This is a genomic window from Marinobacter arenosus (assembly GCF_019264345.1).
Classification (GTDB): Bacteria; Pseudomonadota; Gammaproteobacteria; order Pseudomonadales; family Oleiphilaceae; genus Marinobacter; species Marinobacter arenosus.
Genome location: NZ_JAHVAO010000003.1, coordinates 189,667 through 216,189 on the forward strand (window position 1 = coordinate 189,667; position 26,523 = coordinate 216,189).

Below are 26,523 nucleotides of genomic sequence, written 5' to 3' on the forward strand. Positions count from 1 at the left end.
GCCCTGCCATTACGGAATGCGTCGCAGGGCAGCCCAGGGTCAGTGTAACAAAGTCAGTGCCCCAGAACTTCCGACAACGGCTCACCCACAGCCCCGGAGGGCGCTTTTGCGCCGATCAGGGATGACAGCGTCGGGGCAATGTCATACGGCGCTATTGGTCGACTGACGGTTTGGGCCTTCAGTCCGTATCCGGAAAAAATCACCGGCACATGGGTGTCATAACGCCAGGGTGAACCGTGAACAGACGCCACCTCCAGGCCGTCAAAATCGTTGATGAAGACATTGGGATTGAACACCACGTAGATGTCGCCCGAGCGCTTGGGGTGAAAGTTATTCAGGACGGCATTGATCACTGGAACGTTCGGAAACGCTCCCGACCGAAGGGCCGAACTGGGTATAGCCACGGAAATGCCCTCAAACTGCATCAGCGTGTCGGCAAGTGTCTGTTCGATCGCCGCTTTGTTCAGACCTTTTTCTTTGATGACCTCATCATTCAGATACAGGTAGGGTTGGAAGAACGCCTCTATGAGTTCCTCACCAATGCCAAACTGCTTCTTCAGGGCCTCAATGGCCGGTGTCTTGTCGAGCGCCTCGACATCGAAATAGTTGGCACCGGACACACCAAGTTCATTGAGATGGCCGGGGACTTCGGGCTGTCCGTGGTCGGCCGAAAGCACCACCAATGTGTCCTCAAGGCCAACGTGCTCATCAACAACGTTGAGCAGGTTAGCCAGGGTACGATCCAGGCGAGCCATATTGTCCTCGGTTTCCAGGCTGGACGCGCCGAAAACGTGACCGACATAGTCGGTTGAGGAAAAGCTGACCGCCAGGAAATCCGGTACCTCGTCCTGCCCCAACCCCTCGGCTTTCATCAACGTGGTTGCAAAATCGAGGGTTAATTCGTCACCGGCCGGGCTGAGCGTCAGGCGCGTCGTCATATACTTGTCGTCGGCTGTGCCCCAGGCGTGCGGGAAGGTACGCCCGAAACCCGGAAAATCGGTTTCGAAATCCTGATCATCAGACCCACCAAACTGGTAAGCATTCGGCTCCAGGAGCAGCTCCCAGGCCTGGTCCGCGTATTTGCCAGCGGGCTTGCCCGCGTTCCAGTCCGTCACCCATTGCGGGTACTCGTCATAATAATACGTGCTGGTAACAAACTCCCCGGTGGCCTTGGAGAACCAGAAGGCTTTCCCGGTCTGCCCAGCCAGGGTCACTGCGCCCCGATCTTTCACGGAGACGCCGAAGATCTTCGACCGCCCATTGAAGTGAATCGCCAATTCATCACTGAACGTCGACGTGAGGATGGCGGTTGGTGACCGGCCATCCACCTTGGCTGCCTTCTGGGTCGGATCGATTTCAGTCTGTTTATCCACATCAGCACCGGCTGTCAGCAACCGATAACGTGCATCTTCGATGTTGTAGATCAGTCGTCCCAACTCACGGTCAAACCAGACGTTTCCGATCATCCCATGGCGTGCAGGTACGGTGCCCGTAGCCAGGGATGTGTGACCAACGACGGTCTCCGTGTTGGCATGCCGGTAGTTGGCGTTGGAATAGGTGATTCCGTTGTTCCAGAGGCGCTTGAAGCCACCGTCTCCCAGGACGGACGCGTAACGCTCTGGCAAATCGGCCCGCAGTGCATCCACGGTAATTTGCAGAATCAGTTTTGGATGACCACCACCTTCAGGTTCTGCAGAGCCCGCTGCGCCGGGTGTCAGAGCGGCAATCAGGAAGGCAATCGCGAACGTGAGCGGCAGACACGCCCGCCTTGTCAGAACGTGGTTCAGGAAGGAGAGGTACAGCGTCGTCATGAGAGCGCCCCGATTTGGTTGAATGTCCTTATTAACCAAACAATCTCCACCACGGCTCCCCGTTGCTACGGAGTCACTGCCCGGATTGTGTTATCTCGGTATAACACAGCCCCGGTTATTTTCAAGCTGATGGCATTCCCGGCAAGACAGGGACGTCAAAACGAAAGGAATCGAAAATCGGAGGGCTGGGAAGGGGGCATGGGCAGCAGGAAAGGCGTCCTGCTGCCCATTACTGGATGGACCGTTCAGTTAAAGCAGTTCGCCATTTGCTTCAGCCGGGGCTTCCTCGGCCTTCTCTTTTTTCTCCGGCTTCGGCATCAACTTGTCACGGACCTTGGCTTCAATTTCAGTGGCCAGGTCCAGGTTCTCTTCCAGGAACTTGCAGGCGTTGGCCTTGCCCTGGCCAATCTTGTCGCCGTTGTAGGCGTACCAGGCACCGGATTTGTCCACGAAGCCTTCTTTCACGCCCATGTCCAGAACCTCGGCCATGTGGTAGATGCCCTTGCCGTACATGATCTGGAACTCGGCCTGGCGGAACGGCGGCGCCACCTTGTTCTTGACCACTTTCACGCGGGTTTCGTTGCCCACCACCTCGTCGCCTTCTTTCACCGAGCCGATACGGCGGATGTCCAGACGCACGGAGGAATAGAACTTCAGCGCATTACCGCCAGTGGTGGTTTCCGGGCTGCCAAACATCACACCAATCTTCATCCGGATCTGGTTGATGAAGATCATCAGGCAATTGGCGTGTTTGACGTTACCGGTCAGCTTACGCAGCGCCTGAGACATCAAACGCGCCTGAAGGCCTACGTGACTGTCGCCCATTTCGCCTTCGATTTCCGCTTTTGGTGTCAGGGCTGCGACGGAGTCCACGATGATCACGTCAACGGCGTTGGAGCGAACCAGCATATCGGCGATTTCCAGTGCCTGTTCGCCGGTATCCGGCTGGGACACCAGCAGGTCGTCGACATTTACGCCCAGCTTTTCAGCGTAAACGGGATCAAGTGCGTGCTCCGCGTCCACAAAGGCACAGGTTTTTCCCTGCTTCTGGGCTTCAGCGATGACCTGAAGGGTCAGCGTGGTTTTACCGGAACTTTCCGGGCCGTAGATCTCACAGATTCGCCCATAGGGAAGACCGCCAATACCCAGGGCAACGTCGAGCCCGAGAGAACCGGTGGATACCGCAGGAATGGCTTCACGGGGCTGATCGCCCATTTTCATGACGGCGCCCTTGCCGAACTGGCGCTCGATCTGACCCAGTGCTGCGCTTAGTGCTTTCTTGCGGTTGTCTTCCATCAGTGCAAACCCTCTGTCGCCGTAGCCACCGGTCGTCACTTAACGCCGGTCGCAGAATTTTGGAGCGGGAACTTGTACAGCAGATACAGCAAATTCCCTGTATATTTGAACAGTATTAAAACATAACCCGATGAGGAGACCAACCCCCTCTTTCACGAAACTGACGGGAGGCGTCCGCCAGCCCCATCGGATGCCATTCAGGAGGCGCCGAGAAAATCACTGACCCCCTGCAACGCAAAGAGCACCGCCTGGCGACGAACCTCGTCCCGGTCACCTGGAAAATGGGCTACCACGGCTTCCGTGGATGCCGGGCCCCGGCCCCAGGCAAACCACACCGTGCCCACCGGCTTATCTTCGCTGCCACCGCCCGGCCCCGCGACACCACTGATGGCCACGGCCACATCCGCACCGGTCACCGCCAGCGCACCGGCAACCATTTCCCGAACCACCGGTTCACTGACGGCACCGTGGTCAGCCAGCGATTGACCGCTTACGCCCAGCAACCCTTCCTTGGCATCGTTGCTGTACGTTACCAGGCCTCCCAACACATACGCGGAGGAACCCGCCCTGTCCGTCAACACCTTGGCAACCCAACCTCCGGTGCAGCTCTCGGCCGTGACAATCGTACGTCCCTGACGCTCCAGCAGTTTGCCAAGGCGGGCACCCGCCTCGGACAATTCCTGATCACTGGCGCTCATAATGATCTCCTTCGTTTCATCCGGGGCGTTATTTTCTTACAATTCACGCCTTCATCCAAAGCAAGGCAATCCGGACCGTCCATGTCAGCAGCCCAGACCGATCTCTCCAAGCACACCCCCATGATGCAGCAGTATCTGAAGATCAAGGGGCAGCACCCCAACGAGCTGGTGTTCTACCGCATGGGGGATTTCTACGAGCTGTTTTACGAAGACGCCAAGAAAGCCGCTGAGCTGATGGACATCACATTGACCGCTCGCGGGCAGTCCGGCGGCAACCCGATCCCCATGGCGGGCATCCCGTTCCATTCATCTGAGGGATACATTGCCCGGCTGGTGCGGGCGGGTCAATCCATCGCCATCTGCGAACAGATTGGCGATCCGGCCACCAGTAAAGGCCCGGTCGATCGCCAGGTGGTTCGAATTGTCACGCCGGGCACACTCAGTGACGATGCCTATCTGGAGGACCGTCGCGACAATCTTCTGGTGGCCATTTACAGCCATCGCGAACAATTCGGCTTTGCTTCGCTGGATATTTCCAGTGGCCGCTTTGCGGTCTCTGAACTGGACGACCTGGAAGCCCTGCAGGGCGAACTCCAGCGCGTGCGTCCGGCGGAAATCCTGATCAGCGAGGACTTCCCTTACGAAGAGGTGCTGGAGGGTTACACCGGCATTCGCCGCCAGGGCCCCTGGCTGTTCGAATCCGATACGGCACGCCGGGTCATCACACACCAGCTGCAGGTGCGGGACCTGACCGGGTTCGGCTGCGAGGACCTGACCCTGGCCATCTGCGCTGCCGGCTGCCTGCTGCAGTACGCCAAGGAAACCCAGCGCACCGCCCTGCCCCACATCCGGAAACTGACCCGGGAACGGCGGGACGAAGCGGTCATCCTGGATGCCGCCAGCCGCCGCAACCTCGAGATCGACACCAACCTGATGGGCGGCCACCTGCACACCCTGGCCTGGGTAATGGACCGCACCGCTACCTCCATGGGCGGCCGGGAGCTCCGGCGCTGGCTCAATCGCCCACTGCGCGACGTGACGGTGGTTTCCCAGCGCCAACAGGCGGTATCGGCGTTGCTGGACGGCTTTCATTACGAGCCGGTGCATGACCTGCTGAAGGCGGTCGGAGACATTGAACGGGTGCTCGCCCGGGTCGCCCTGCGCTCGGCCCGCCCCCGGGACCTGGCCCGCTTGCGGGATGCCTTCCAGGCGTTGCCGAACCTTCAGGAAACCCTGAAACCGGTCAATTCCCATCACATCGTCAAGCTGGCAACCGTCATCGGCGAATACCCGGAGCTGGCCGACCTGCTAGAACGGTCCATCATCGACAATCCGCCCGTGGTTATCCGTGACGGCGGCGTGATCCGCGAAGGCTTCGACGAGGAACTGGACGACCTGCGCAACATCAGCGAGAACGCGGGCCAGTACCTGCTGGACGTGGAAACCCGGGAACGGGACCGTACCGGCATCAGCACCCTCAAGGTGGGCTACAACCGGGTGCACGGCTACTACATCGAAATCAGCCGGGCCCAGTCCGACCAGGCTCCGGTGGATTACATCCGGCGCCAGACCCTGAAAAACGCGGAACGGTTTATCACCCCGGAACTGAAAGAGTTCGAGGACAAGGCCCTGAGCGCCAAGAGCCGCGCGCTGGCACGGGAAAAGGCCCTCTACGATGAGGTTCTGGAAACGGTCGCCGAGCAGTTGGCGCCGCTTCAGGATGCGGCCCAGGCCCTGGCCGAGCTGGACGTCCTGAGCAACTTTGCCGAGCGGGCCACCACCCTGCGCCTTGCGGCTCCCGAGTTCAGTGAGTCACCCGGCTTCGACATCGAAGAAGGTCGCCATCCAGTGGTGGAGCAGCTGCTCGACGAACCGTTCGTGCCCAACGACCTGCTGATGGACACCCAGCGCCGCATGCTGGTGATCACCGGCCCGAACATGGGCGGTAAGTCCACCTACATGCGCCAGGCCGCACTGATTGCCCTGCTTGCCTACACCGGCAGTTTTGTACCGGCCAACCGCGCGGTCCTGGGCCCGGTGGATCGCATCTTCACCCGCATGGGCTCCTCGGACGACATTGCCGGCGGGCGTTCCACGTTTATGGTGGAAATGACCGAAACCGCCAACATCCTCCACAACGCGACGGAGTTCAGCCTGGTACTGATGGATGAGGTGGGCCGCGGCACCAGCACCTTCGATGGCCTGTCCCTGGCCTGGGCCACGGCCGAACACCTGGCAAAAAACATTCGCTGCTACACCCTGTTCGCCACGCACTACTTTGAACTGACCCAGCTCGCCGACGACCTGACCCACGCCGTCAACGTGCACCTGACTGCCACCGAGCACGACGACAGCATCGTCTTCCTTCACAACGTCCACGATGGCCCGGCGAGCCAGAGCTACGGTCTGCAGGTGGCCAAGCTCGCTGGTGTGCCGCAGGACGTGATACGCAACGCCAAGGGCCAGTTGGCGCACCTCGAAGGCAGCGCAACCCCCGCTGCCGTCTCGACGGACCAGGCCCCGGCGCCAAGCGCTCCGGAGGCCCGCCCGCAGCCTTCAGCGCGGGTCAGCGAGCCGGTCATGCAAGGCGATATGTTCGCAAGCCTGGAGCCCAGTGTGGTCGAGCGAACGCTCAAGGCACTTGAATTGGATGACCTGACCCCGAGAGAGGCTTTGAACCGGTTGTACGAATTGAAGGAGTTGCTGGAGAAATGACCGGAATTTCCGGATTGTTGATCCAGGTAATAACGATATAGCGGGTCAACTCTTGCGGGTCTGCGGGGCGCTCCCTACAATATCGCGCACTAAAACATAACCATGGAGCCTGACTGCAAGCTCCCGATGAGATTGACCACTGGACCAGGGATCTGACTATGGCGTTTATCGTTACTGATAACTGCATCAAGTGTAAATACACAGACTGCGTGGAAGTCTGCCCGGTAGACTGTTTCTACGAAGGCCCGAACTTTCTGGTAATTGATCCGGACGAGTGCATCGACTGCGCCCTGTGTGAGCCCGAGTGCCCGGCAGAAGCGATTTTCTCCGAGGACGAACTGCCCGCCGATCAGGTCCAGTTTGTGGAGATCAACGCCGATCTCGCCGGCAAGTGGCCAAACATTACCGAGAAGAAGGACCCGCTGCCGGACGCCGAGGAATGGGACGGCAAGCCGGACAAGCTGCAGTACCTCGAAAAGTAAGGCGATGCCTGAACGCAAAAAGGGAAGCCCCATGGCTTCCCTTTTTTTCGCCTGTTCAGGCGTCCTTCCACTCCGATCGGTTCAGCTGCTGGCCAGCTTGGCACCCATGGCGACGAAAAACCCGCCGGTGGCAGCGTTCAACGCGCGTTTCACCCGCGCACTCGCCCCCAGCCCCCTGAACCGGACGACTACGAAAGCCAGCCCGCACTGCCAGAGCATAGCGAGCAGGAAGTGGACACTCGCCAGCACCAGCGACTGCTGAAAAGCGTTACCGGCTGGGTCCACAAATTGCGGCAGCAGGGCCATGTAGAACAGAGCGGTCTTGGGATTGAGCACGTTGGACAACAGCCCCTCACGAAAGGATACCGCCGTAGCCACCCGCCGACGAATCACCTCCGGCTGCTCAACCGGGCGCCTGCCCTCTCTGGCCCACGCCTGCCGGAGTGAGGCGATACCCAGCCAGACGAGGTAGCAGGCCCCGGCCCATTTCAGCGCCGAGAAGGCCCAGGCGGTTTCGACCAGCAGGATGGAGATACCCAACGCCGAGAGTGTCGCGTGGATGAACAACCCACTGCAAATGCCAACACTGGTCACACAGCCATCTCTCAAGCCACCACGACCGGTATTACGCATCACCAGCAGGGTGTCGACACCCGGTGTAATGGTCAGCAGAGTAATAGCGACCAGGTACGCCCAGAACAACTCTGTAAACACGGCAGGCCTCCGGTGAACGGCCGGTGGCTGCGCGGGTCAGGCCTCCGGCTCAAGAATCTTGCGTGCCGCCGCGGAACTGTAAAAGCTGCTCAACCTGCGGCGAACCAGGGCCTCAACATAGCCCTGTTCCCGCAACACGTCCATAACCGGAAGTGCGTAGGCATCAATTTCGGCCATGATCACGTCCCGGGTGACCCCAATATCTTTCAGCAGATCACTGATCGGACGGTCGCCATACTTGGCAAACAGGTGCTCCACCACCGCGCGGGCACACCCCTCGAAGTAGGCGGTTTTTCGGAACTCAAGCCAAAACTCGTAGCCCAGCACCACGAATTCCTGAAGTTCGACATCCCCCATCCCTTCGCGCAGTTCAGCAATGGTGCGATTCTCTACCGACACCCAGCCGGCCATAACACTGTCCCGCAGTTCGTCATCGGACAGCGCCTTGTTGAGGAACTGCTCACTGCGGGCAATCAGCCCCGGCAAGCTATCGGATAACCAGGTTTTTATCCGCCGCTCAAACGTTTCATCCAGTCCCGGCACGGCCCGATTCGCCATTTTCTTCCCGAACTTCATCATGGAACCCACCCCAGGCACCGACTTGGTGATGAGGTTGTCCTCGTAGAGGTAGTTCACGAGGCCGGCATACACCACATTGGACACCAGCTCCTGATAGACCGGGTGTGCCATGATCTCGCTGATGACCCGCTCCCGCTGCTGGCGCAATTCCAGGGCCTCTTCCACGAAGCCGGTTGCCTGGTCCCGGCTGATGATCTCGCCCAGCGTGGTCTGTTCCTGCACCGGCGCGTTCATCACCTCCGTGGCCATTTCCGCCGCCAGTTCAGGGATACCGGCATCCAGTTCCATATTCACGACGATCCGCTGGATCACCCCCATTACCTGCTCCACCGAACTCAGTCGGCCAAGGGTAACCACATCAGCCTGACCCAGGAGTTCCGTCACCTCGCGCTCAAGGAACTTGCGCAGCCTGGCCCCTTTAAGCGACGCCATTTCATGCTTTACGTGCTGTTCCAGCAGCCTGCTGGCAAGATCCGCATTGCTGTTGCTCATGGGTTCAACTGTCCTGTATGCAAAAGGTTTGGAAGAAGGCTTACGAGGCTAACACGGCAGCGCCAGAGAAGAGTTTGCCAAAACTACCGTTTGAGAACTGCGGCGGGGCAAATGCCGATCACCGCGTCGGATCAAGGCGGGTGCGAATTACTGAAAATCGTTGAAAGAGTGAGGTTCAGCGGCCAGGGCAAGGCACAGACTGCCCGGCCCCACATAGATGCTGCTGGTGATCCCCATCTGGGACAACAACAGCTCGACGCCATTGCGTTCGCAGGCGTCCCGAAGACGGTTCAGCCCCGGCAGGTCCTCGATTTCGGTCCAGGTCAGGCCACAGGACAGGCTGACATAAGGCGTGGCCAGGCCCGCCTCCACCCGAGCGGCAGCGTAGTTCATCACTTTCTCCACGGCCACATCAAAACTTCGGGTCTTGGCCACAGGCTGGCCCTCTGCGCCCTTACCGAAGATCACCGGCGTGATATTGAGCGCCTTGCCCAGGAAGGCCACCAGCGCCGAGACGCTCTTGTCGCCGCGTCGACGGGCCCGTTCCCGGATGTAGTGGAGGTCGCGAGGGAGAACACAGGTGTAGATTTTGTCCGAAAAGGTCTCTACCTCATGTCTGAGCGCGTTCTTGGAGAGCTTCTGCTCAATCAGCTTCAGGGTATGGGCGGCAAGGAGGCCCTGGCCGGCAAAGATCTGCTTGCTGTCGATGACCCGCATCGAGAACTTGCCCTCCCGACCGGCGGCCTTACGGGTCTGGTCGTAATTGGCAAGGACACTGTTCATGGCCTCGGTGGCATTCTCGAAAATCAGGCTACGACTGCGGGTGACGGTTTCACAGAAGGCCACGTCGAACTGGGTGACGATCTTCTCCATGAACAGGTCGTGAATCTGTTTTGGCGTGAAGGCCTGGGTCTCGGCCTGATGCCCCTTCTGCAACAGACCGCTCTGATAGAATTCCTGGGTCCTGACCGGATCATGCTCGTCGATGTAAGTCTGGCCATCGATGACGGCGGTGACGGGAAGAATAAACAGGTCGTGCTTGCGACTGAATTCGTAAGGTAAATCGCACGCGGAATCGACGATCAATCCAACTCGCATGATGGGGCCTCCAGCTCCGGGCGAATCCTCGGTTGGGACCGCCCTTTATTGTCATTATTCTTCTCGGAGACCAGTGTTACACAACCTGATCGGAATTTCAGCACCACACCGTCAGCGGGCGGTTGGCGCGGCCTCCAGTTCCTTGAGATTTTCCTCGAGTACCCGCCGGTTGTCCTGTTGCCAGGGGTGGAAGTCCTTACGGAAGTAGGCGAGAAACTCGGGCAGGCACTTGCGGATCACGCCGGGTTTACCCCACAGGAAATTCAGGCCGCCCAGCCAGGTGCTCACGCTCCAGAGCTTGCCGTCCGTTTTGAGCAGGCTGCAGGTGTTCAGGAAGGTGTACTTGAAGAAATTCCAGGTCACGAACAAGAACACGATCCGGCGCAGACGTTCGTTACCAACACACTCTCGATAGACATCGAAGGCCACGGATTTGTGCTCGGTCTCCTCGATCGCGTGCCAGCGCCAGAGGCGGGCCATGCCCGGAGTAGCGCCCTCCATCCATTCCGGGTGCCGGAGAATGGCGTTAGCCAGAACCGCCGTGTAGTGCTCGGCGCCGCAGGTTCCAGCCAACTGGCGGCTGGGCGGCAGGTTTGCCACCCATTTCATGTGCCGGGCGAACCGATCATCAATGGCATCAATGTCATAACCGCGGGCTTTCAAGGCTTCGTTGTAGCTCTTGTGCTCACGGCTGTGCAGCGCTTCCTGACCAATAAAGCCCCGGATTTCAGCCTGGAGCTTGGGGTCCTCGATACGATCACGGTAAAGCCGAACCGCGTTGATGAACTGTTGCTCACCGTCCGGAAACTGGAGGGAAAGGGCGTTGAAGAAGGCTGTCCTGAAGGCATTATTGCCATGCCAGAAGGACTTGAGATCTTCACTGACATCGAACCGGATATGACGGGGCTGAACCGACACCCCTTCGGGCGTGGAACTGATGGTCATGGCTGCCTCCTGTTGTTATCACGTTTTGTCGTGTTGTTATCGATCACAAACAGCGGTTAAACATTCACCAGTGACGCCAGTTTAAACCCGATAACAAGACCGAAGGAAGGCTTTGGGAGGAACTTTCCGACAAATTGTCACGAAATGACATTCTGTCACCAACCAGAATTCAGACAAAAAAAGGGAGGCATTACACCTCCCAAGGACACACAGGGGTTTGTCTGGCTCCGGTCCGAAATCGGAGCCAGACGGATCAGTGTTCTTCAGCGATCTCGGCACCTGGCGCTTCCGGATCGGCCGTAAAGCCCAGCAACTTTGTCCGCTCAATCAGCAGGTAGAGGACAGCCCCGGTCGCAAGGCCCCAGCCTGCGCCGTAGACCGCCAGCACGACGCCCATGGTGCCGGCAATACCGCGCTCGGTGTTGTTCTCCAGCTGTTCCAGGCCAACCATCAGACAGATGTAGCCGGTCAACAGCAGGGTCAAAGACAGCGCAATGGGCAGAACGGGCTGGAAGAAGCTCACCAGCGGCAAGACAAACAGGGCGATGAAGCCCGTGATCCAGAAGGTCCCGCCGCCACTGTAGATCGAATCCATGGCGTTTCGGCCATACTTGTACCGCTCGGCCATGGTGGCAGTGACGGCCGTCCAGATCGGACCGGCGAGTCCGGGATACGGGGCAAGGAAGGCGTGCATGCCATTGCGGATGGCGGTTACGAGGTGAACACGATCGACACTGCTGTCGATGTCTTCGTCTTTGCGCAGGTGGTCAACACGACTCATCAGGGACTGGCCCACCACGATGTCGCCGAAAGCGATAACGTAGGCGATGACCGCCGTCGGGATGGCATACAGGAAGACGCTCGAATCCGGAAAACCGACCGTAAACGGCAGGTAATTCCAGAGCTCGCCGAATGCCGGCCGGGTGATGCCCCACTCCACGCTTGGCACTGCGTACTCGCCGGTCGCAAAGCCCACCAGAATAGCGACGACCATCCCCGGTACCATGCCGTAGTTGGCAATCTTGCGGGCAAGGCTGTTGGTCTCCACAAAGCCTTTGAACGAGACCGAGAACATCAGGTACAGGCACACCAGGCCACCGATGATCAGTGATATCGGGGTGTTGGCCAGCCGTCCTCCGGCTTCAATTTCACCCATGAGGGCGGCAATACCGGCGCCGATGATGATGCCGCCTTTCATGGACCGGGGAATCAGTTCCACCAGCTTGCTGCCCAGGCGCGTGACACCCAGCACGAAGAAGATCATGAAGACCAGGAACTGCAGGGCGAACAGGGCCTGGATCGCCTCGGGCCCCGGCTCATAATCGCCCAGGAACAGGAGCACCACCGGAATCCCCGGCGTGATCCAGCCGGGCACCAGCGGCACACCAAGCAACGCCGGCAGCATGAAACCGATGCCGCAGATGACCACGTAAGCGAGGGCCACGTCGTAAGGTACGCCCAGGTAATTCTCCAGCAGCGGAATCATGGCCAGACTGACCACAAACATGATCAGCGCCTGAACCATCTCCGCGAATTCCCAGCGGTAGTGAACAAACGGCAGGCGAATCTTGAAGGGGCCGGCGGGCCAGTACGGCTGCTCCTCGCCGTTGTTACGGTGAAACATTTGCATAATAGGGTCTCCGGGCGCACGCGCGGCGTGCACCAGACAGGGTTGTTTTTATCGGTGTAAAAAGGCTGTGCCGGGCCCGGCACAGCCCGTCAGGCAATCAGTCCAGCTCTTTGGCCTGATCTCTCAGCACGAACTTCTGGATCTTGCCCGTGGAGGTCTTGGGCAGTTCCGAGAAGACGACCGTCTTGGGCACCTTGAAGCGCGCCAGGTGCTCCCGGCAAAAGCTGATGATGTCGTCTTCACTCACCTCACCCGCTTCGGGCTTGAGGGTGACGAACGCGCAGGGTGTTTCGCCCCACTTTTCGTCCGGTCGTGCGACCACGGCCGCCTCAAGCACAGCAGGATGGCGGTAGAGGGTGTCTTCCACCTCAATGGTGGAGATGTTCTCGCCACCGGAGATGATGATGTCCTTCAGGCGGTCCTTGATTTCCATGTAGCCGTCCTCGTGCCAGACCGCCAGGTCACCGGTATGGAACCACCCTCCCCGGAAGGCTTCCTCGGTGGCCTTCGGATTCTTCAGGTAACCTTTCATCACGGTGTTGCCGCGCAGGAAGATCTCGCCGATGGTCTTGCCATCCTTCGGTACCGGTTCCATGGTGTTCGGATCACCCACCATGGTGCCTGCCAGGGTGTGATAACGGACGCCCTGGCGAGCCTTCTTCCTGGCCCGATCGTGCAGCGGCAGTTTGTCCCACTCCGTTTTCCAGGCGCACACCGTCACCGGGCCATACACCTCGGTCAGGCCGTACACGTGGGTAACCTGAATGCCCATTTCCTCGATGGCTCCAATCACCTGCGCCGGTGGCGCCGCACCGGCCGTCATGGACTTCACGTCATGATCGATACCGGCCTTTGCGGACTCCGGCACGTTCAGCAGGGCGTTCAGCACAATCGGGGCACCGCACATGTGGGTGACCTGGTGATCTCGAATCAGTTGCAGGATCTTCTCCGGGTCAACCCGGCGCAGGCATACGTGGGTTCCGGCCATGGCTGTGATGGTCCAGGGGAAACACCAGCCGTTGCAGTGGAACATCGGCAGGGTCCAGAGGTAGACCGGGTGCATGTCCATGGACCACACCGCCTGGTTGCCGAGTGCGTTGATATACGCCCCGCGGTGGTGATAGACCACGCCTTTCGGGTTGCCGGTGGTGCCCGACGTGTAGTTCAGCGAGATGGCGTCCCATTCATCCGCCGGGAAGCTCCACTGAAACCCCGGATCGCCCTCCTGCAGAAAGGCCTCGTAGTCCAGGTCGCTGACCTGGACCCCTTCGCCGTACTCGGGATCGTCCACATCAATCACCAGCGGCTTGTCTTTGAGCCGGCTGACGGCGTCATTGATGACATCACCGAACTCGCGATCGGCAATCACCACCTTGGCCTCACCGTGTTCGAGCATGAAGGCAATGGCTTCGGCATCAAGCCGTACATTCAGGGTGTTCAGCACCGCGCCGATCATGGGTACACCGAAATGGCTCTCCACCATGGCCGGGATGTTCGGCAACATCACCGCCACCGTGTCGCCCCGCCCGATACCCCGGCCTTTCAATGCCGAGGCGAGGCGCACGCAGCGCTCATAGGTCTGGGCCCAGGTGTACCGGATGGCACCGTGGATAACGGACGGGAATTCAGGGTAAACGCTGGCAGTGCGTTCAATAAAATCAATCGGCGATTGAACGGCGTAGTTGGCATCGACGGGCGCAAGGCCCTGATCAAAAATCGAGGTCATTGTGGGGTCCTCTGTGAGCACTGTTGTTCTTATGGCGTATTCAGGAGAATCGCTAAAGCCGCTATACTTCGAGCTGGCCAAAATGGTATTTGATAGAACAAATACTAGAAATTACACTAACGTATTATAGTATAAATACCATAAAAACCGCGATGACAAACTCTCCCCCCGTAACCGTATTTAGTTTGCCGGACGCCGACCCGCAACCCGGGCTGGTACTGAATACCGATTGCGAGCCACTGCTGATCAATCGCGCCGCCCTGGATCTGGTCCGACACAATAACCTGCCGAACGCGCTGGACCTGTTGCCGGTCAATACCTGCGCCCTGGTCACGTCTGCACTGAACCAGAACCGGGCCATTGAGGGGGTCGAAGCCAGGATCGATGGCACGATTCTGCTCTGGACCTTTATTCCCGACCGCGAGACGGGACAGATTCTAGTTCGTGGCCGGGACGCCACCGAGGATATGCGGCTGCGCGACGAGGCCACCCGCTCCAGCAGGCTATACCGGTTGATTACCGAAAACACCACCGACCTGATTTCCCGACATGCTCCGGACGGCCGTTTTATCGATGCTACGCCAGCCTCCTGGCGCCTGCTTGGATACTGGCCCGAGGAACTTCGTGGCAGATCGTTGGAAGACATCTTCAAGGGGCACTCCGTCACCCAGAAACTGGCCGAGACCCGTAACCGGCTTCGGGACGATGGCTACGCTACCATGACTGTGGACATCCTCCACCGGGACGGCAGCCGACGCTGGTTCGAGATCGCCAGCCGCGCCATCCGGGAAACCTACACCGGCGCCGTGATTGAAGTCATCAGTGTCTCCCGGGACATCACCGGCCGGGTTGAATCGGAGGAAAGCAACCGGAGACTCGCGGACGAACTCGCCCATGCCGCGCGGCTGGCCACACTGGGTGAACTCGCCTCCAGCATCGCCCACGAGATGAACCAGCCCCTGGCCACCATCGTCAATTTTGCCAGCGCCAGTCAGCGCTACCTGAAACATGCCCAGGCCAACCCGGAATGCCTGAGCCGAGTGGACGACGGTCTGCAAAAGATCGTCCACCACGCCAACCGCGCGTCGGAAGTGATCAAGCGATTGCGGGCCTTCCTGCGCAAGGGCCAGAAACGCACGGCACCGGTCTCATTGAATGACATCGTCGCCAATGTCACCCGGCTGTGCCAGTGGGAAGCGGACAAGAACGGCGTCCGGATTACCCAGCGCCTGGCCCGCTGTGCCCCGGTGATTACCGCCGACCCGGTGCTTCTCGAACAGGTGCTGATCAACCTGATCCGTAATGGTATTGAAGCCAACGTGGAAGCCCAGGCCACGGTCGCCGGTGGCGACCCCTCGTCGGTCGTAATCAGCACCTGTGTGAATGCCGCCGGGGAAACGCTGATCGAGGTGAGTGATCAAGGCCCGGGCCTGGACGAGCCGGGCATCCGGCAGATGTTCCAGCCGTTCTACACCAGCAAACCCCAGGGGCTGGGACTGGGGCTCTCCATGAGCCGTTCCATAATCGAGGGCTTCGGCGGTTTTCTCGATGCCACCCCGGGCCGTTCCGGTGGCCTATCCCTGATCTGTCGATTCCCCCCGGCCACCTGTACCAAACACACCGCCGCACCTCGCACGGAGACCCATCCCGATGACTGATACCCCAGCCACCGACTCCACCACCGTCTACGTGGTAGATGACGACGCCGGCATGCTGGAATCCACCCAGTGGCTGCTGGAATCCGTAGGCCTTCAAGTGGCGGCCTACTCTGACGGCCGCAAATTCCTGGATGCGATCAGCGCTGAAAACGCAGGTTGCGTGGTCCTGGATGTCCGCATGCCTGGACTGGGGGGGTTGAACGTTCAGGAGGAATTGCAGAAACGGGGATTGGCGCTACCCATCATTTTCGTGTCCGGCCACGCCGATGTGCCGATTGTGGTCCGAGCCTTCAAATCCGGCGCGTTCGACTTTATCGAGAAGCCATTCAACGAACAACTTCTGCTCGACAGCGTTCAGCAGGCCTTGCAGGAACATCGTCAAACCAGCCACCGGCAACAGGGCGACGAATCCACCGACAGCCTGCTGGCCACCCTCACCCGCCGGGAGCGGGACGTGTTCCTGCCGCTGGCCCAGGGCTACACCAGCCGCGAAATCGCCCAGCAGCTCGATGTGGGCGTGAAAACCATCGACCTGTACCGCGCCCGGGTCATGAAACGCCTTGGCGCCGAGCGATTGCCCGACGTCACCGGCATCGCGATCGCGGCCGGCCTCATCGACCCGCTGGACTTGCGGGCCGAAGCCTAGCCAGCCAACTCCTGTTCGGCGTGGGCCAGTGCCCCCAAACGGGCCACAGCCTGCTCGATGCGCTCAGTCCAGGGGTTGGCGCTGTTCAGGCGCAGGCAGTTGTCGTACTTGTTGGTGGTTGAAAACATCAACCCCGGTGACACATTGATGTTCTCCGCCCGTGCTTTCTGGTAGATCTCGGTCCCTGAAATGCCATCCGGTAGCTGGACCCACAGAACAAAGCCGCCTTGGGGCCGGCTGACGGCGGTGCCGACCGGGAACGATCGGGTGATCGCCGCCCGCATCCGCTCCGAGGATTCCCGGTAATGCTGGCGCGCCGAGCGCAGGTACCGATCGTAACTGCCCTGCTCCAGGAAGTGGGCCACCGCCAACTGCGGAATGGAAGAGGTGGCCAGGTTCACGAAGTACTTGTGCTGCCGGGCCATGGCCATGTGACGACCGGGCACCATCCAGCCCAGCCGAAGCCCCGGCGAGATGGTCTTCGAGAAGGAACTGCAGTAAATCACGTTATCCGCGCGATCGAAGGCCTTGGCGGGCCTGGGCCGCTCTCCGGAGTGGTACAGGTCGCCGTAGATGTCGTCCTCGATCAGGGGCACCGATGCCGCGGCCAACATGGACACCAGCTGTTTCTTGCGCTCGTCCGGCATTCTCGCGCCCATGGGGTTGCTGTGGTTGGTGACCACCACACACGCCTTGAGCGGCCATTGGTCAAGCGCCAGCTGCAGACCTTCGAGGCTCATGCCATCAGACGGATGGGTGGGGATCTCGATGACCCGCAGTCCCACCACTTCCAAGGCCTGAAGGATTCCCGGAAACGATGGCGTCTCGACGGCCACAATGTCGCCCGGCTGGGTCACCGCCCGAAGCGCCAGGATGATCGCTTCCTGGGCGCCGTTGGTCGCCAGCACATCGTCCGGCGTGATGGGCACACCCAGGGCGGCCATGCGCTGGGCAATCTGACGCCGGAAGGACTCCTTGCCCGGAAACGCATAGTCCAGGGTCTCCAGCCCCCGACGCGCCGCCCACAGAGTGCTTTGCTGAATCTGACGGAGAGGCAGGAAGTCCGGGTGCGGGATCGCCGTGGCCAGTGGCACCATGCGCTTCTGCTCGTCCACGCACAGGTCGAGGGTCATTTCCCGGGCCGTCACCGGTACCGGTCTGGCGCGATGTTTCTGCATGACCGGCTCGGGGGCATCCCGGGCGGGCAGGCGCACGAAATAGCCGCTGCGCTCACGGGCATCCAGGTAGCCTCGTCCTTCCAGGGTCTGGTGAGCCTGCAACACGGTGGAGATGCTTACCCCGAATTGCCGGCTCAGCACCCGCACTCCGGGCAGGCGATCACCGTCCCGATAGACACCATCCCGGATCAGCGCCTGCAACTGGTCTGCCACCTGATTGTATAGAACGCCCATGTCAGCCACCTCCCTCTTCAAGGCTCCTGCACCCATTGCACCAGATTCGGAACCGAACGGATCGGTACAGTTCGGCGGAAATATAACCAGTACAGTTTACTATCAAGCACCTCTGTACCGGTTCAAAATAAGATTATCTGAATCTGTTATGAGTGTCCGCCCTACCACACAATGGCCTCATGAATCGACGCCGTAATGGCGTTATGCTGATGCCACTCGACGGGAGACCAGACAATGACCCATTCCATCTACCAGGTAGACGCCTTCACCGACCGCATCTTTGGTGGGAACCCGGCCGCGGTGATGCCGCTTGAGCAGTGGCTGCCGGATGAGACGCTGCTGGCACTGGCCAACGAGAACAATCTGTCGGAAACCGCCTTTCTGGTCCCCTTGCCGGACAACGAGAAGGTCGATTTTCACATCCGCTGGTTTACCCCGGGTGTCGAGGTACCGCTCTGTGGCCATGCCACCCTGGCCAGTGCCTGGGTGCTGTTCAACAAACTGGGCTGGACCGGCGAGACTGTTCGCTTTCAATCCAAAAGCGGCATCCTGAGTGTTCGCCAGGATGACGGGGGCTGGCTGGTTCTGGATTTTCCAAACCTCGCGTTTGAGCAGCAGGATACCCCGCAACTGGTGAGAGAGGCCCTCCCCGAAGCGCCGGAAACGGCCTTCTTCGTACCCAACGACACGAACTACATGGTGGTCCTCGGCAGCGAAGCTGCGGTGCGGGCGGCGCAACCGGATCTACGCAAGCTCAAGATGCTGGGCAACCAGGGCCTGATCGTGACGGCCAGGGGCGACACGTGCGACTTCGTCAGCCGCTACTTTGCCCCGGGCGCCGGCATTGACGAGGACCCGGTGACCGGCTCCATCCACAGCGTGCTGGTGCCCTACTGGGCCGAGGTTCTGGGCAAGACCCGACTGAATGCCCGTCAGGTTTCAACGCGGGGCGGCGTCCTTCGCTGCGAACTGCAGGGCGAACGTGTTGCCATCGCCGGCCAGGCGGCCTTTTTCATGGAAGGCTCCATTCAGCTGTAGCCCGGCAGCGGCAATTACACTATGGCAATGTCAAACGGTGAGAGATTTGGCGCCAACCGGAGTATAAAGCCCAATACATCCGGTAAAAGGAGCCTGAACCATGACAGCGACCAAAGCATTCGCGGCACAATCTCCCACCTCCGGCATGGCCCCGCACGACATCACGAGGCGGTCGTTGCGCAAGGACGATGTTGCCATTGAGATCGACTACTGTGGCGTCTGCCATACCGACATCCATTTCGCCGAGAACGACTGGGGCGTCACCCAGTACCCGGTTGTTCCCGGCCATGAAATCGTCGGACGCGTCTCGGCCGTCGGCCCCGGCGTCAAGAACTATCGGGAAGGTGACATCGTCGGCGTAGGCTGCATGGTCGATTCCTGCCGTACCTGCTCTGCCTGTGAAGCCGGCCTGGAACAGTACTGCAGCGAAGGCATGACCGGCACCTACAACGGCGAGGACCGTTACGACCACTCCATCACCTTCGGCGGCTACTCCGAACGGGTGGTGGTCAGTGAACGATTCGTGGTCCGGATCCCGGACAAGCTGGACATCCAGAAGGCAGCGCCGCTGCTGTGCGCGGGCATCACCACCTACTCGCCCTTGCGCCACTACGGCGTCAAAGCGGGACATAAGGTCGGCGTGATCGGCATGGGCGGTCTTGGTCACATGGGCGTGAAGTTTGCCAAGGCGCTGGGCGCCGAAGTCACCATCTTCACCCGCTCGGAAAGCAAGGTCGCCGAGGCCAAGAAACAGGGTGCCGACCATGTGGTGATTTCCACCGACGAAGATCAGATGGCGGAAGTCGCGGAGACTTTCGACTTCATGCTCGACACCGTCCCGGTCCAACACGACCTGAACCCTTACCTGAACTGCCTGACCTACGATGGCACCCACATCATCGTCGGGTTGCTGGAGCCCATCGAGCCGGCACTGGAGGCGGGCGCGCTGGTGTTCAAGCGTCGGGTTCTGGCCGGTTCACTCATCGGCGGCATGCCGGAGACCCAGGAAGTCCTGGATTTCTGCGCCGAGCACGACATCAGTTGCGATGTCGAGATGCTGGACATTCACAACATCAACGACGCCTACGAACGGATGAAAAAGGGCGACGTGAAATACCGGTTCGTGATTGATATGGCAACACTGAAAAACAGCTAGTGGCATCGCGTATAATGCCCGCACATTTCTCAGTGTGTGGGTACTCATGAGTTCCGACTACGACGTAATCATCATTGGCGCGGGGGCCGCTGGCCTGATGTGCGCGGCCACGGCAGGATACCGTGGCCGCAAGGTGCTGGTGATTGACCACGCCAACAAGCCGGGCAAGAAGATTCTGATGTCCGGTGGTGGTCGCTGCAATTTCACCAACCTGAACAGCACGCCCGCCAACTTTCTGTCCGATAATCCTCATTACTGCATTTCGGCGCTCAAACGCTATACCCCCCAGGACTTCCTTGAGCTGGTGGAACGCCATGGCGTCGCGCATGAGGAAAAGGCGGCGGGGCAACTGTTCTGCAAAGACAGCGCAAAGGACATCCTGAACGTCCTGCTTACCGAGTGCGAATGGGCCGGCGCTGAAATCCGGTTAAAAACCTCCGTATCCGGGGTACAGGGCACCGATACCGGTTACAATCTGGCCACCAGCGCCGGCTCGCTGACCTGCGAGTCCCTGGTCATTGCCAGTGGCGGGCTATCCATTCCCACCATGGGCGCCACCGGCTTCGGCTATGACATCGCCAGACAGTTCGGGCTCACCCTCCTGCCCACACGGGCCGGCCTTGTGCCGTTTACCCTGCACCCGGACCTGAAGGAACAGCTTGGGCCCCTGTCCGGCGTCAGTTGCCCGGTCGACGTCTCGTGCCGGGACCAGCATTTCCGTGAACCCATGCTCGTCACCCACCGCGGCCTGAGTGGCCCCTCAATGCTGCAGATTTCCAGTTACTGGCACCCCGGTGACAAACTGACGGTAGACCTGTTGCCCGCCAACCGGATTCACGAAGACCTCCTTTCCCTGAGGAAAAACAAGCCTCAGTCCACCGTCGGCCACTACCTCGGACAGCATTTGCCCAAACGGTTTGCCCAGGCTTACAACGACATGCACGGCTGGACAGGCCCCCTGCAGGGCTATAAGAACAGCGACCTGGAACAGGTAGCGGAAGCGCTCGGCCAATGGCACATCAAGCCCGCCGGAACTGAGGGCTACCGAACGGCGGAGGTGACCCTGGGTGGCGTGGATACTCGACAGCTGTCCTCAAAGACCATGGCCGTACTCGAACGCCCCAATCTCTATTTTATCGGTGAAGTGGTGGACGTGACCGGGCACCTTGGCGGCCACAACTTCCAGTGGGCGTGGGCCTCGGGTGTGGCCGCGGGCAACGTTGCCTGAAGGTGTTCGGGTACCTTTGGTGGGTGAGACCCATGATTACTGCACACTTACTCCTGCTTGAATCTCGATGCGCTGGCAGCCTTATGAAACGAACACTGTTGGAGTCTTTATGCTACCAAGCTTGACTGACGGTTACCGGCTTGCGCCCCGAGCCAGCCGTCTCTTCTGGATATTCCTGACACTCGGGTTGCTTGGCTTAAGCACCGATGTTCTGGCTCATGCTGTTGCCCAGGGCGACAAGGGCTACATTCAGGAAATTTCCGGAGTGAACCTCATCGCGTTCATCTACCTCGGTGCCAAACACATGGTTACCGGCTATGACCACCTGCTGTTCTTGCTGGGTGTGATTTTCTTCCTTTACCGCATGCAGCACATTGCTGTCTATGTGAGCCTGTTTGCCCTGGGGCACTCCACCACGATGTTGCTGGGCGTGTACTTCAACGTCGGGATCAATAGCTACATCATTGACGCCATCATTGGCCTCTCCGTGGTCTATAAAGCCCTGGACAACCTCGGAGCCTATCAGCGCTGGTTTGGCTTTCAACCCAACACCAAAGCCGCCACTCTCGTCTTCGGGTTCTTCCACGGCTTTGGCCTGTCCACAAAGATCATCGAGTACGACATCTCCCCGGATGGACTCATCCCCAACCTCCTCGCCTTCAACGTGGGCGTTGAGATCGGGCAGCTTATTGCTCTGGCGATGATCCTGATTGTCATGAGCTTCTGGCGGAAAACCGATGGTTTTTTCCGCCACGCCTACACCGCCAACGTAGCCATGATGAGTGCAGGGTTCCTGCTCATTGGCTACCAGCTCACCGGCTATTTTGTCGCTTAATTCTGGAGATGTCTGATGTACAACACTGATATGCCGAGCCGTGAAGAATTGCCCAGCACCGGCAAACTGATTCGCTCAACGATCATAGCTGTCATCGTGGCGCTGGTGCTTCTGGTTACTGTGGTTATGCCTGCGGAGTACGCCCTGGACCCGACCGGCGCCGGCCGACTGCTGGGACTGACTGAGATGGGTGAAATCAAAGAACAGCTTGCCGACGAAGCCGCGGCTGACGAGACCGCCCAGATGGTTACCGTGAAGTCCTCGCCCGACCAGGAGGCACCCGAAGTTACCGAGTCCGTCCCCGAGACAGTGAGCACCCCTGAGCCTGAACCTGCACCCGTTGAGGAAGCACCTGCCGCAGAACCCGCCCAACCACAATGGCAGGATGAAGTACGCGTGGTTCTCACACCAGGTGAAGGTACCGAATTCAAGCTGACCATGGACCAAGGTGCTGTCGCACGTTTTTCCTGGGTTTCCGAGGGCGGCCCCATCAACTACGACACCCACGGCAATGGCGGTGGCCAGTCCATCTCGTACGAGAAGGGGCGAGGCGTGCCACAAGATGAAGGTGAGCTGGAAGCGGCTTTCACCGGAAAGCATGGCTGGTTCTTCCGAAACCGGAATGACAACGACATCACGCTCGTGCTTCGTACCGGTGGTGATTACGGTCAACTGCAAAAGGTTCTGTAACGGGATTGACGCACTGATCAAAATCCCCACGCACCGAGTTCATCGGGTGTTGAAAACGGTGCGGCTTGAAGCCGCACCTTGTCTGAAAAGGGCCCGCTGGTCTAACGGCTGCTCGGGGTAATGAGAGCCTATGGCCGATACCGAAGTGCCCGGAGCATCCCCTGCCCGTCGATCAACAGGATTCGCTGGCGCGCCACCTCGCTCGCGAACTCCGCGCTGACCTCGTCACCGTCGTCCAGATTTGTGCGCGCATCTGACAGAGCCCGATCCAGGTTTGCCAGCGCTTGTGCCCGGTTATCCGCCAGCGAGAGGTTATCCAGCAAGATCAGCCAGGGGGTCGATTGGGCGGGATCGCCCTGTTCGATCCGCTCACGGTAGATGGGATGCTCTTCCCCTGAAACCAGGGCGTAGTCGTAGAGCATTTCCGCCGCCGAAAACATGAGGTCCGGCTCACACGGGCCTTCGAGGTACCGTTCCATCGCCTGCACCAGATGTTGGTCCATCTGCTGTGCACCGCGGCGGCCATAACTGTCGGCGATCATCTCGGGCATGGTGCACAGGAAGTAATTGCCCGCGTAATAAGCGCTGGTCTCGCCATCGACGGCGGTGAAAGGCCGTTCTGGCAGGTGGGAGCGTTCGAGAAACAGGGGGTACAGCCGGGCGGCCAGCTCGTAGAGCTGTTCCGCTTCTGACAGGTTGGCATCACCGGCAACCACCGTTTCGACGGTGTCTGACAGCCGGTTGAAAAAGTCGCCCCACAGCCTGTACTCGTGAGCGGTGGCCGGTCCTGACTGGATCAGCGTCAGAAAATCCTGACCAACGGTGCGCAGTTTTTCGGACCAGCGGACAAAGTCGTCTTCGTCTGCTGGTAAGGCCTGGCCGTTCAGTTCGGACAGCGCCCGATCGATCCGATCCAAGTGATTTGAGTAGGCCGGATCAACCGCTTGCTTGTCCGTCTCCGCCCGGCCCGAAGGGACCTGTGGTTGAGGTGGTGAAATGGATTGGCAGCCGGCCAATGCCAGGACCAGAATCAACATGACAATGGCCGGGCATCGCCGGCTCAGACCATTGAGTAAGGTAGCCAATCCGCGCACTCCTGAACCCGTTCCGTCACAGATCCTGATTAGCGCAGGATCACCAGCGGCTTTTCGGCCGTCTTCAGCATGGTCGTGGTGGTACTACCCACCAGGAACTGGCGGATTCGGGAATGACCATAAGCGCCCATGACCAGAATATCGATGTCGTGCTCTTCCTGATAGGCGTGCAGTGCAGGTTCCACATCGCCCGCCCGGATCGCGAGAGTGATGTCGGACTCCAGCCCGGCCAGCATCTTCTCCGCCTTTTTCAGCTGCTCCCAGCGGTCGTTGGTGTCCGCGCCGATCATGACGAGATGCAGCGGCATGCCCTTGAGTACCGGACTACCCGCCAGCAACTCAACGCCCTTGAACGCCGTCGCGCTGCCATCAAAGGCCAGCATCGCACTCTTCGGCGCCTTGAACTCGTCGGGCACTAGCAGAATCGGCCGGTGCATACTGCGGATGACGGTTTCGAGCTGGCTGCCGATGTGAATGTCACGATCGGAACTGCTTTCCCCGTGCAGCCCCATCACCAGCAGGCGGGTCTGGCTCTCGAGCGCCAGCAGTGACTCGGTCAGGTCGCCATGGCGCTGGCGCTTGGTAACGTCCTCGACGCCTGCTGCCTTTATCCGGTGCTCGGCTTCGTCAAGCAGGTGGTGGCCATGCTCCAGGGCGAGTTTGGAACGCTTTCGATCGAGCTCCGCAAGCTCGTCCAGCAACTGTTCCCGGCTTCCCAGACCAATGCTGCCTGCCAGGTCCGGCTCGGCCGGATAGCGCTCTTCGTCGAGAACGTGAAGCAGGGTCACGGGGGTTTCCATGTACTGGCTCGCCCACCCGGCATAGTCACACACTGCCGGCGCGGCGCGGGAACCGTCGATACAGGCCACTACTCGTAACATCTCAACCTCGCCTTGCTGATTGTTGTGATTGTTATCCATGCTCAGTGCCCCATCAGTTGGTCGACGCCTTCCGGCTTGTCATGGACGCCAAAGCGGTCGACGATGGTGGCGCTGGCCTCGTTCAAGCCAATGACTTCGACATCGGCACCTTCACGGCGGAACTTGATGACTGCCTTGTCCAGTGCGCCAACCGCGGTAATGTCCCAGAAATGGGCGCGGCTCAGATCAATCACTACATTATCGACTGCTTCCTTGAAATCAAAGGCCTGGAGCAGTTTTTCCGACGAACTGAAGAACACTTGGCCAACAACGGTGTAGGTGCGCGTGTTCGTCTGCTCGTCCAGATCGGAGTCCACCATCATGTAGTGACCGATCTTGTTCGCGAAGAACAATGCGGCCAGCAACACCCCCGCCAACACGCCAAAGGCCAGGTTGTGGGTGGCCACCACAACGATAACGGTGACCAGCATCACGATGTTGGTGGACAGCGGGTGTTCCTTGAGGTTGCGGATTGACTCCCAGGAGAAGGTACCGATCGACACCATGATCATCACCGCCACCAGGGCGGCCATGGGAATCTGCACCAGCAGGCTGTCGAGAACCAGCACCATGATCAGCAGGAATACCCCGGCGGTCAGCGTTGACAGCCGGGTCCGACCGCCGGATTTCACGTTGATGATGGACTGGCCAATCATGGCGCAACCGGCCATGCCGCCGATCAGGCCCGAGCCGATGTTGGCAATACCCTGGCCCTTACACTCGCGGTTGCGATCGCTTTCGGTATCGGTCAGGTCATCGACGATGGTTGCCGTCATCATGGATTCCAGCAGGCCAACCACGGCCAGCGGCAACGAGTACGGCAGGATGATCATCAGGGTTTCGAGATTGAGCGGCACATCCGGCCACAGGAAGATCGGCAGGGTATCCGGCAGTTCGCCCATATCGCCGACGGTCCGGATATCCAGTCCGAGAGCCACCGCGACGGCGGTCAGCACGACGATGCACACCAGCGGCGAAGGCAGGATCTTGCCAACCACCGGGATGAGCGGGAACAGGTAGATAATACCGAGCCCGGCCGCGGTCATGGCGTAGACGTGCCAGGTCACATTGGTGAGTTCCGGCAACTGGGCCATGAAGATCAGGATCGCCAGGGCGTTGACGAACCCGGTGACCACCGAACGGGACACGAATCGCATCAGGCTGCCCAGTTTCAGGTACCCCGCGACGATCTGGATCACCCCGGTCAGCAGCGTGGCCGCCAGCAGGTACTGAAGCCCGTGCTCTTTCACCAGCGTCACCATGAGTACGGCCATGGCCGCGGTCGCCGCCGAGATCATGCCCGGACGGCCGCCCACAAAGGCGATGATGACGGCGATGCAGAAGGACGCGTAGAGGCCTACTTTGGGGTCCACCCCGGCGATGATCGAGAAGGCGATGGCCTCCGGGATCAATGCCAGCGCCACCACAATACCGGCGAGAAGATCCCCGCGGATGTTGGATAACCATTGGTTTTTCAGGGTATTAACCATGTCGAATTCCGTTATTGGTCAAACAGGTACAAAGCCACCGGACCGTCACCCGGGGTGATCGAAAACAATCCCGACTGTGAGAAAGAGAACAGCAACGGACATCAGGGTGTACTGGAGTTCACGGGGTTCCGGCGGGCTCTGAACAAAAGGGTTGCAAACAAGGGCCGCGA

At 59.8% G+C, this 26,523-nt stretch carries 22 protein-coding genes; 9 read left to right on the top strand and 13 right to left on the bottom strand.

Annotated features, from left to right (window positions below; genetic code table 11):
* Positions 1 to 53: 53 nt before the first annotated feature.
* From KXD86_RS16850 to KXD86_RS16860, 3 genes are all read right to left on the bottom strand, one after another.
* The gene (locus KXD86_RS16850; RefSeq protein ID WP_218637320.1) at positions 54 to 1,811 is read right to left on the bottom strand and encodes an alkaline phosphatase family protein; all 1,758 of its coding nucleotides are present in this window, start codon (positions 1,809 to 1,811) and stop codon (positions 54 to 56) included.
* 249 nt (positions 1,812 to 2,060) lie between these two features.
* Positions 2,061 to 3,107, bottom strand: coding sequence for a recombinase RecA (gene recA / locus KXD86_RS16855; RefSeq protein WP_218637321.1), 1,047 nt, complete (start codon positions 3,105 to 3,107; stop codon positions 2,061 to 2,063).
* Between the two features lie 197 nt (positions 3,108 to 3,304).
* Positions 3,305 to 3,805 carry a CinA family protein gene (locus KXD86_RS16860; protein ID WP_218637322.1) on the bottom strand — a complete coding sequence of 167 codons (501 nt, stop codon included), beginning with the start codon at positions 3,803 to 3,805 and terminating at the stop codon, positions 3,305 to 3,307.
* Positions 3,806 to 3,886: 81 nt separating this feature from the next.
* Here KXD86_RS16860 and mutS point away from each other — a divergent pair, with 81 nt between their 5' ends.
* Together mutS and fdxA are read left to right on the top strand one after the other, a co-directional pair.
* Positions 3,887 to 6,520 (top strand): DNA mismatch repair protein MutS, encoded by a 2,634-nt coding sequence (gene mutS / locus KXD86_RS16865; protein WP_218637323.1) that lies wholly within the window; start codon positions 3,887 to 3,889, stop codon positions 6,518 to 6,520.
* 158 nt (positions 6,521 to 6,678) lie between these two features.
* Positions 6,679 to 7,002 carry a ferredoxin FdxA gene (fdxA, locus tag KXD86_RS16870; RefSeq protein WP_215983906.1) on the top strand — a complete coding sequence of 108 codons (324 nt, stop codon included), beginning with the start codon at positions 6,679 to 6,681 and terminating at the stop codon, positions 7,000 to 7,002.
* 81 nt (positions 7,003 to 7,083) lie between these two features.
* On the opposite strand, the gene KXD86_RS16875 is transcribed toward fdxA, so the two are convergent.
* The 6 genes from KXD86_RS16875 to KXD86_RS16900 all read right to left on the bottom strand — a co-directional run bounded on the left by KXD86_RS16875 (position 7,084) and on the right by KXD86_RS16900 (position 14,186).
* Positions 7,084 to 7,716 (bottom strand): LysE family translocator, encoded by a 633-nt coding sequence (locus tag KXD86_RS16875; protein ID WP_218637324.1) that lies wholly within the window; start codon positions 7,714 to 7,716, stop codon positions 7,084 to 7,086.
* A gap of 36 nt (positions 7,717 to 7,752) precedes the next feature.
* Positions 7,753 to 8,787 (bottom strand): hypothetical protein, encoded by a 1,035-nt coding sequence (locus tag KXD86_RS16880; RefSeq protein WP_218637325.1) that lies wholly within the window; start codon positions 8,785 to 8,787, stop codon positions 7,753 to 7,755.
* 147 nt (positions 8,788 to 8,934) lie between these two features.
* Positions 8,935 to 9,885: a DegV family protein gene (locus KXD86_RS16885; RefSeq protein WP_218637326.1), complete on the bottom strand. Its 951-nt coding sequence runs from the start codon at positions 9,883 to 9,885 to the stop codon at positions 8,935 to 8,937.
* 111 nt (positions 9,886 to 9,996) lie between these two features.
* On the bottom strand, positions 9,997 to 10,830 hold the full coding sequence (locus KXD86_RS16890) for a metal-dependent hydrolase (RefSeq protein WP_218637327.1): 834 nt from the start codon (positions 10,828 to 10,830) through the stop codon (positions 9,997 to 9,999).
* Positions 10,831 to 11,083: 253 nt separating this feature from the next.
* The gene (locus KXD86_RS16895) at positions 11,084 to 12,460 is read right to left on the bottom strand and encodes a solute carrier family 23 protein (RefSeq protein ID WP_218637328.1); all 1,377 of its coding nucleotides are present in this window, start codon (positions 12,458 to 12,460) and stop codon (positions 11,084 to 11,086) included.
* A 97-nt stretch (positions 12,461 to 12,557) separates the two neighbouring features.
* Complete coding sequence (locus tag KXD86_RS16900) at positions 12,558 to 14,186, bottom strand: acyl-CoA synthetase (RefSeq protein ID WP_218637329.1); 1,629 nt, start codon at positions 14,184 to 14,186, stop codon at positions 12,558 to 12,560.
* Positions 14,187 to 14,338: 152 nt separating this feature from the next.
* On the opposite strand from KXD86_RS16900, the gene KXD86_RS16905 reads away from it, so the two are divergent.
* Both KXD86_RS16905 and KXD86_RS16910 read left to right on the top strand, forming a co-directional pair.
* Positions 14,339 to 15,844 (top strand): sensor histidine kinase, encoded by a 1,506-nt coding sequence (locus KXD86_RS16905; RefSeq protein ID WP_218637330.1) that lies wholly within the window; start codon positions 14,339 to 14,341, stop codon positions 15,842 to 15,844.
* Positions 15,837 to 16,490 carry a response regulator transcription factor gene (locus tag KXD86_RS16910; RefSeq protein ID WP_218637331.1) on the top strand — a complete coding sequence of 218 codons (654 nt, stop codon included), beginning with the start codon at positions 15,837 to 15,839 and terminating at the stop codon, positions 16,488 to 16,490. Before KXD86_RS16905 ends, KXD86_RS16910 begins: the two co-directional genes overlap by 8 nt.
* On the opposite strand, the gene KXD86_RS16915 is transcribed toward KXD86_RS16910, so the two are convergent.
* Positions 16,487 to 17,902, bottom strand: coding sequence for an aminotransferase-like domain-containing protein (locus KXD86_RS16915; RefSeq protein ID WP_218637332.1), 1,416 nt, complete (start codon positions 17,900 to 17,902; stop codon positions 16,487 to 16,489). The two genes, KXD86_RS16910 and KXD86_RS16915, sit on opposite strands and share 4 nt — an antisense overlap.
* 234 nt (positions 17,903 to 18,136) lie before the next feature.
* On the opposite strand from KXD86_RS16915, the gene KXD86_RS16920 reads away from it, so the two are divergent.
* The 5 genes from KXD86_RS16920 to KXD86_RS16940 all read left to right on the top strand — a co-directional run bounded on the left by KXD86_RS16920 (position 18,137) and on the right by KXD86_RS16940 (position 22,849).
* The gene (locus KXD86_RS16920) at positions 18,137 to 18,940 is read left to right on the top strand and encodes a PhzF family protein (protein ID WP_218637333.1); all 804 of its coding nucleotides are present in this window, start codon (positions 18,137 to 18,139) and stop codon (positions 18,938 to 18,940) included.
* A gap of 100 nt (positions 18,941 to 19,040) precedes the next feature.
* On the top strand, positions 19,041 to 20,096 hold the full coding sequence (locus tag KXD86_RS16925) for an NAD(P)-dependent alcohol dehydrogenase (RefSeq protein ID WP_218637334.1): 1,056 nt from the start codon (positions 19,041 to 19,043) through the stop codon (positions 20,094 to 20,096).
* Between the two features lie 46 nt (positions 20,097 to 20,142).
* Entirely contained in the window at positions 20,143 to 21,324 is a 1,182-nt protein-coding gene (locus tag KXD86_RS16930) for a BaiN/RdsA family NAD(P)/FAD-dependent oxidoreductase (protein ID WP_218637335.1), read from the top strand.
* A gap of 109 nt (positions 21,325 to 21,433) precedes the next feature.
* Complete coding sequence (locus KXD86_RS16935) at positions 21,434 to 22,159, top strand: HupE/UreJ family protein (protein WP_218637336.1); 726 nt, start codon at positions 21,434 to 21,436, stop codon at positions 22,157 to 22,159.
* Between the two features lie 15 nt (positions 22,160 to 22,174).
* Positions 22,175 to 22,849: a hypothetical protein gene (locus tag KXD86_RS16940; RefSeq protein ID WP_218637337.1), complete on the top strand. Its 675-nt coding sequence runs from the start codon at positions 22,175 to 22,177 to the stop codon at positions 22,847 to 22,849.
* Between the two features lie 128 nt (positions 22,850 to 22,977).
* Here the strand turns inward: KXD86_RS16940 and KXD86_RS16945 are convergent, their stop codons facing one another.
* The 3 genes from KXD86_RS16945 to KXD86_RS16955 are packed head-to-tail and all read right to left on the bottom strand — an operon-like array spanning position 22,978 to position 26,353.
* The gene (locus tag KXD86_RS16945) at positions 22,978 to 23,934 is read right to left on the bottom strand and encodes a hypothetical protein (protein ID WP_218637338.1); all 957 of its coding nucleotides are present in this window, start codon (positions 23,932 to 23,934) and stop codon (positions 22,978 to 22,980) included.
* Between the two features lie 38 nt (positions 23,935 to 23,972).
* Positions 23,973 to 24,824, bottom strand: a complete 852-nt coding sequence (locus KXD86_RS16950; RefSeq protein WP_218637413.1) for a universal stress protein — start codon at positions 24,822 to 24,824, stop codon at positions 23,973 to 23,975.
* Positions 24,825 to 24,865: 41 nt separating this feature from the next.
* On the bottom strand, positions 24,866 to 26,353 hold the full coding sequence (locus KXD86_RS16955) for a SulP family inorganic anion transporter (protein WP_218637339.1): 1,488 nt from the start codon (positions 26,351 to 26,353) through the stop codon (positions 24,866 to 24,868).
* Between the last annotated feature and the right edge of the window lie 170 nt (positions 26,354 to 26,523).

What these genes read in the sequence shown, in the direction of transcription:
- KXD86_RS16850 (WP_218637320.1), bottom strand. Translation starts at nt 1,811, where the DNA reads ATGACGACGCTGTACCTCTCCTTCCTGAACCACGTTCTGACAAGGCGG.
- recA (WP_218637321.1), bottom strand. Translation starts at nt 3,107, where the DNA reads ATGGAAGACAACCGCAAGAAAGCACTAAGCGCAGCACTGGGTCAGATC.
- KXD86_RS16860 (WP_218637322.1), bottom strand. Translation starts at nt 3,805, where the DNA reads ATGAGCGCCAGTGATCAGGAATTGTCCGAGGCGGGTGCCCGCCTTGGC.
- mutS (WP_218637323.1), top strand. Translation starts at nt 3,887, where the DNA reads ATGTCAGCAGCCCAGACCGATCTCTCCAAGCACACCCCCATGATGCAG.
- fdxA (WP_215983906.1), top strand. Translation starts at nt 6,679, where the DNA reads ATGGCGTTTATCGTTACTGATAACTGCATCAAGTGTAAATACACAGAC.
- KXD86_RS16880 (WP_218637325.1), bottom strand. Translation starts at nt 8,787, where the DNA reads ATGAGCAACAGCAATGCGGATCTTGCCAGCAGGCTGCTGGAACAGCAC.
- KXD86_RS16885 (WP_218637326.1), bottom strand. Translation starts at nt 9,885, where the DNA reads ATGCGAGTTGGATTGATCGTCGATTCCGCGTGCGATTTACCTTACGAA.
- KXD86_RS16890 (WP_218637327.1), bottom strand. Translation starts at nt 10,830, where the DNA reads ATGACCATCAGTTCCACGCCCGAAGGGGTGTCGGTTCAGCCCCGTCAT.
- KXD86_RS16895 (WP_218637328.1), bottom strand. Translation starts at nt 12,460, where the DNA reads ATGCAAATGTTTCACCGTAACAACGGCGAGGAGCAGCCGTACTGGCCC.
- KXD86_RS16900 (WP_218637329.1), bottom strand. Translation starts at nt 14,186, where the DNA reads ATGACCTCGATTTTTGATCAGGGCCTTGCGCCCGTCGATGCCAACTAC.
- KXD86_RS16905 (WP_218637330.1), top strand. Translation starts at nt 14,339, where the DNA reads ATGACAAACTCTCCCCCCGTAACCGTATTTAGTTTGCCGGACGCCGAC.
- KXD86_RS16910 (WP_218637331.1), top strand. Translation starts at nt 15,837, where the DNA reads ATGACTGATACCCCAGCCACCGACTCCACCACCGTCTACGTGGTAGAT.
- KXD86_RS16915 (WP_218637332.1), bottom strand. Translation starts at nt 17,902, where the DNA reads ATGGGCGTTCTATACAATCAGGTGGCAGACCAGTTGCAGGCGCTGATC.
- KXD86_RS16920 (WP_218637333.1), top strand. Translation starts at nt 18,137, where the DNA reads ATGACCCATTCCATCTACCAGGTAGACGCCTTCACCGACCGCATCTTT.
- KXD86_RS16925 (WP_218637334.1), top strand. Translation starts at nt 19,041, where the DNA reads ATGACAGCGACCAAAGCATTCGCGGCACAATCTCCCACCTCCGGCATG.
- KXD86_RS16930 (WP_218637335.1), top strand. Translation starts at nt 20,143, where the DNA reads ATGAGTTCCGACTACGACGTAATCATCATTGGCGCGGGGGCCGCTGGC.
- KXD86_RS16935 (WP_218637336.1), top strand. Translation starts at nt 21,434, where the DNA reads ATGCTACCAAGCTTGACTGACGGTTACCGGCTTGCGCCCCGAGCCAGC.
- KXD86_RS16940 (WP_218637337.1), top strand. Translation starts at nt 22,175, where the DNA reads ATGTACAACACTGATATGCCGAGCCGTGAAGAATTGCCCAGCACCGGC.
- KXD86_RS16950 (WP_218637413.1), bottom strand. Translation starts at nt 24,824, where the DNA reads ATGTTACGAGTAGTGGCCTGTATCGACGGTTCCCGCGCCGCGCCGGCA.
- KXD86_RS16955 (WP_218637339.1), bottom strand. Translation starts at nt 26,353, where the DNA reads ATGGTTAATACCCTGAAAAACCAATGGTTATCCAACATCCGCGGGGAT.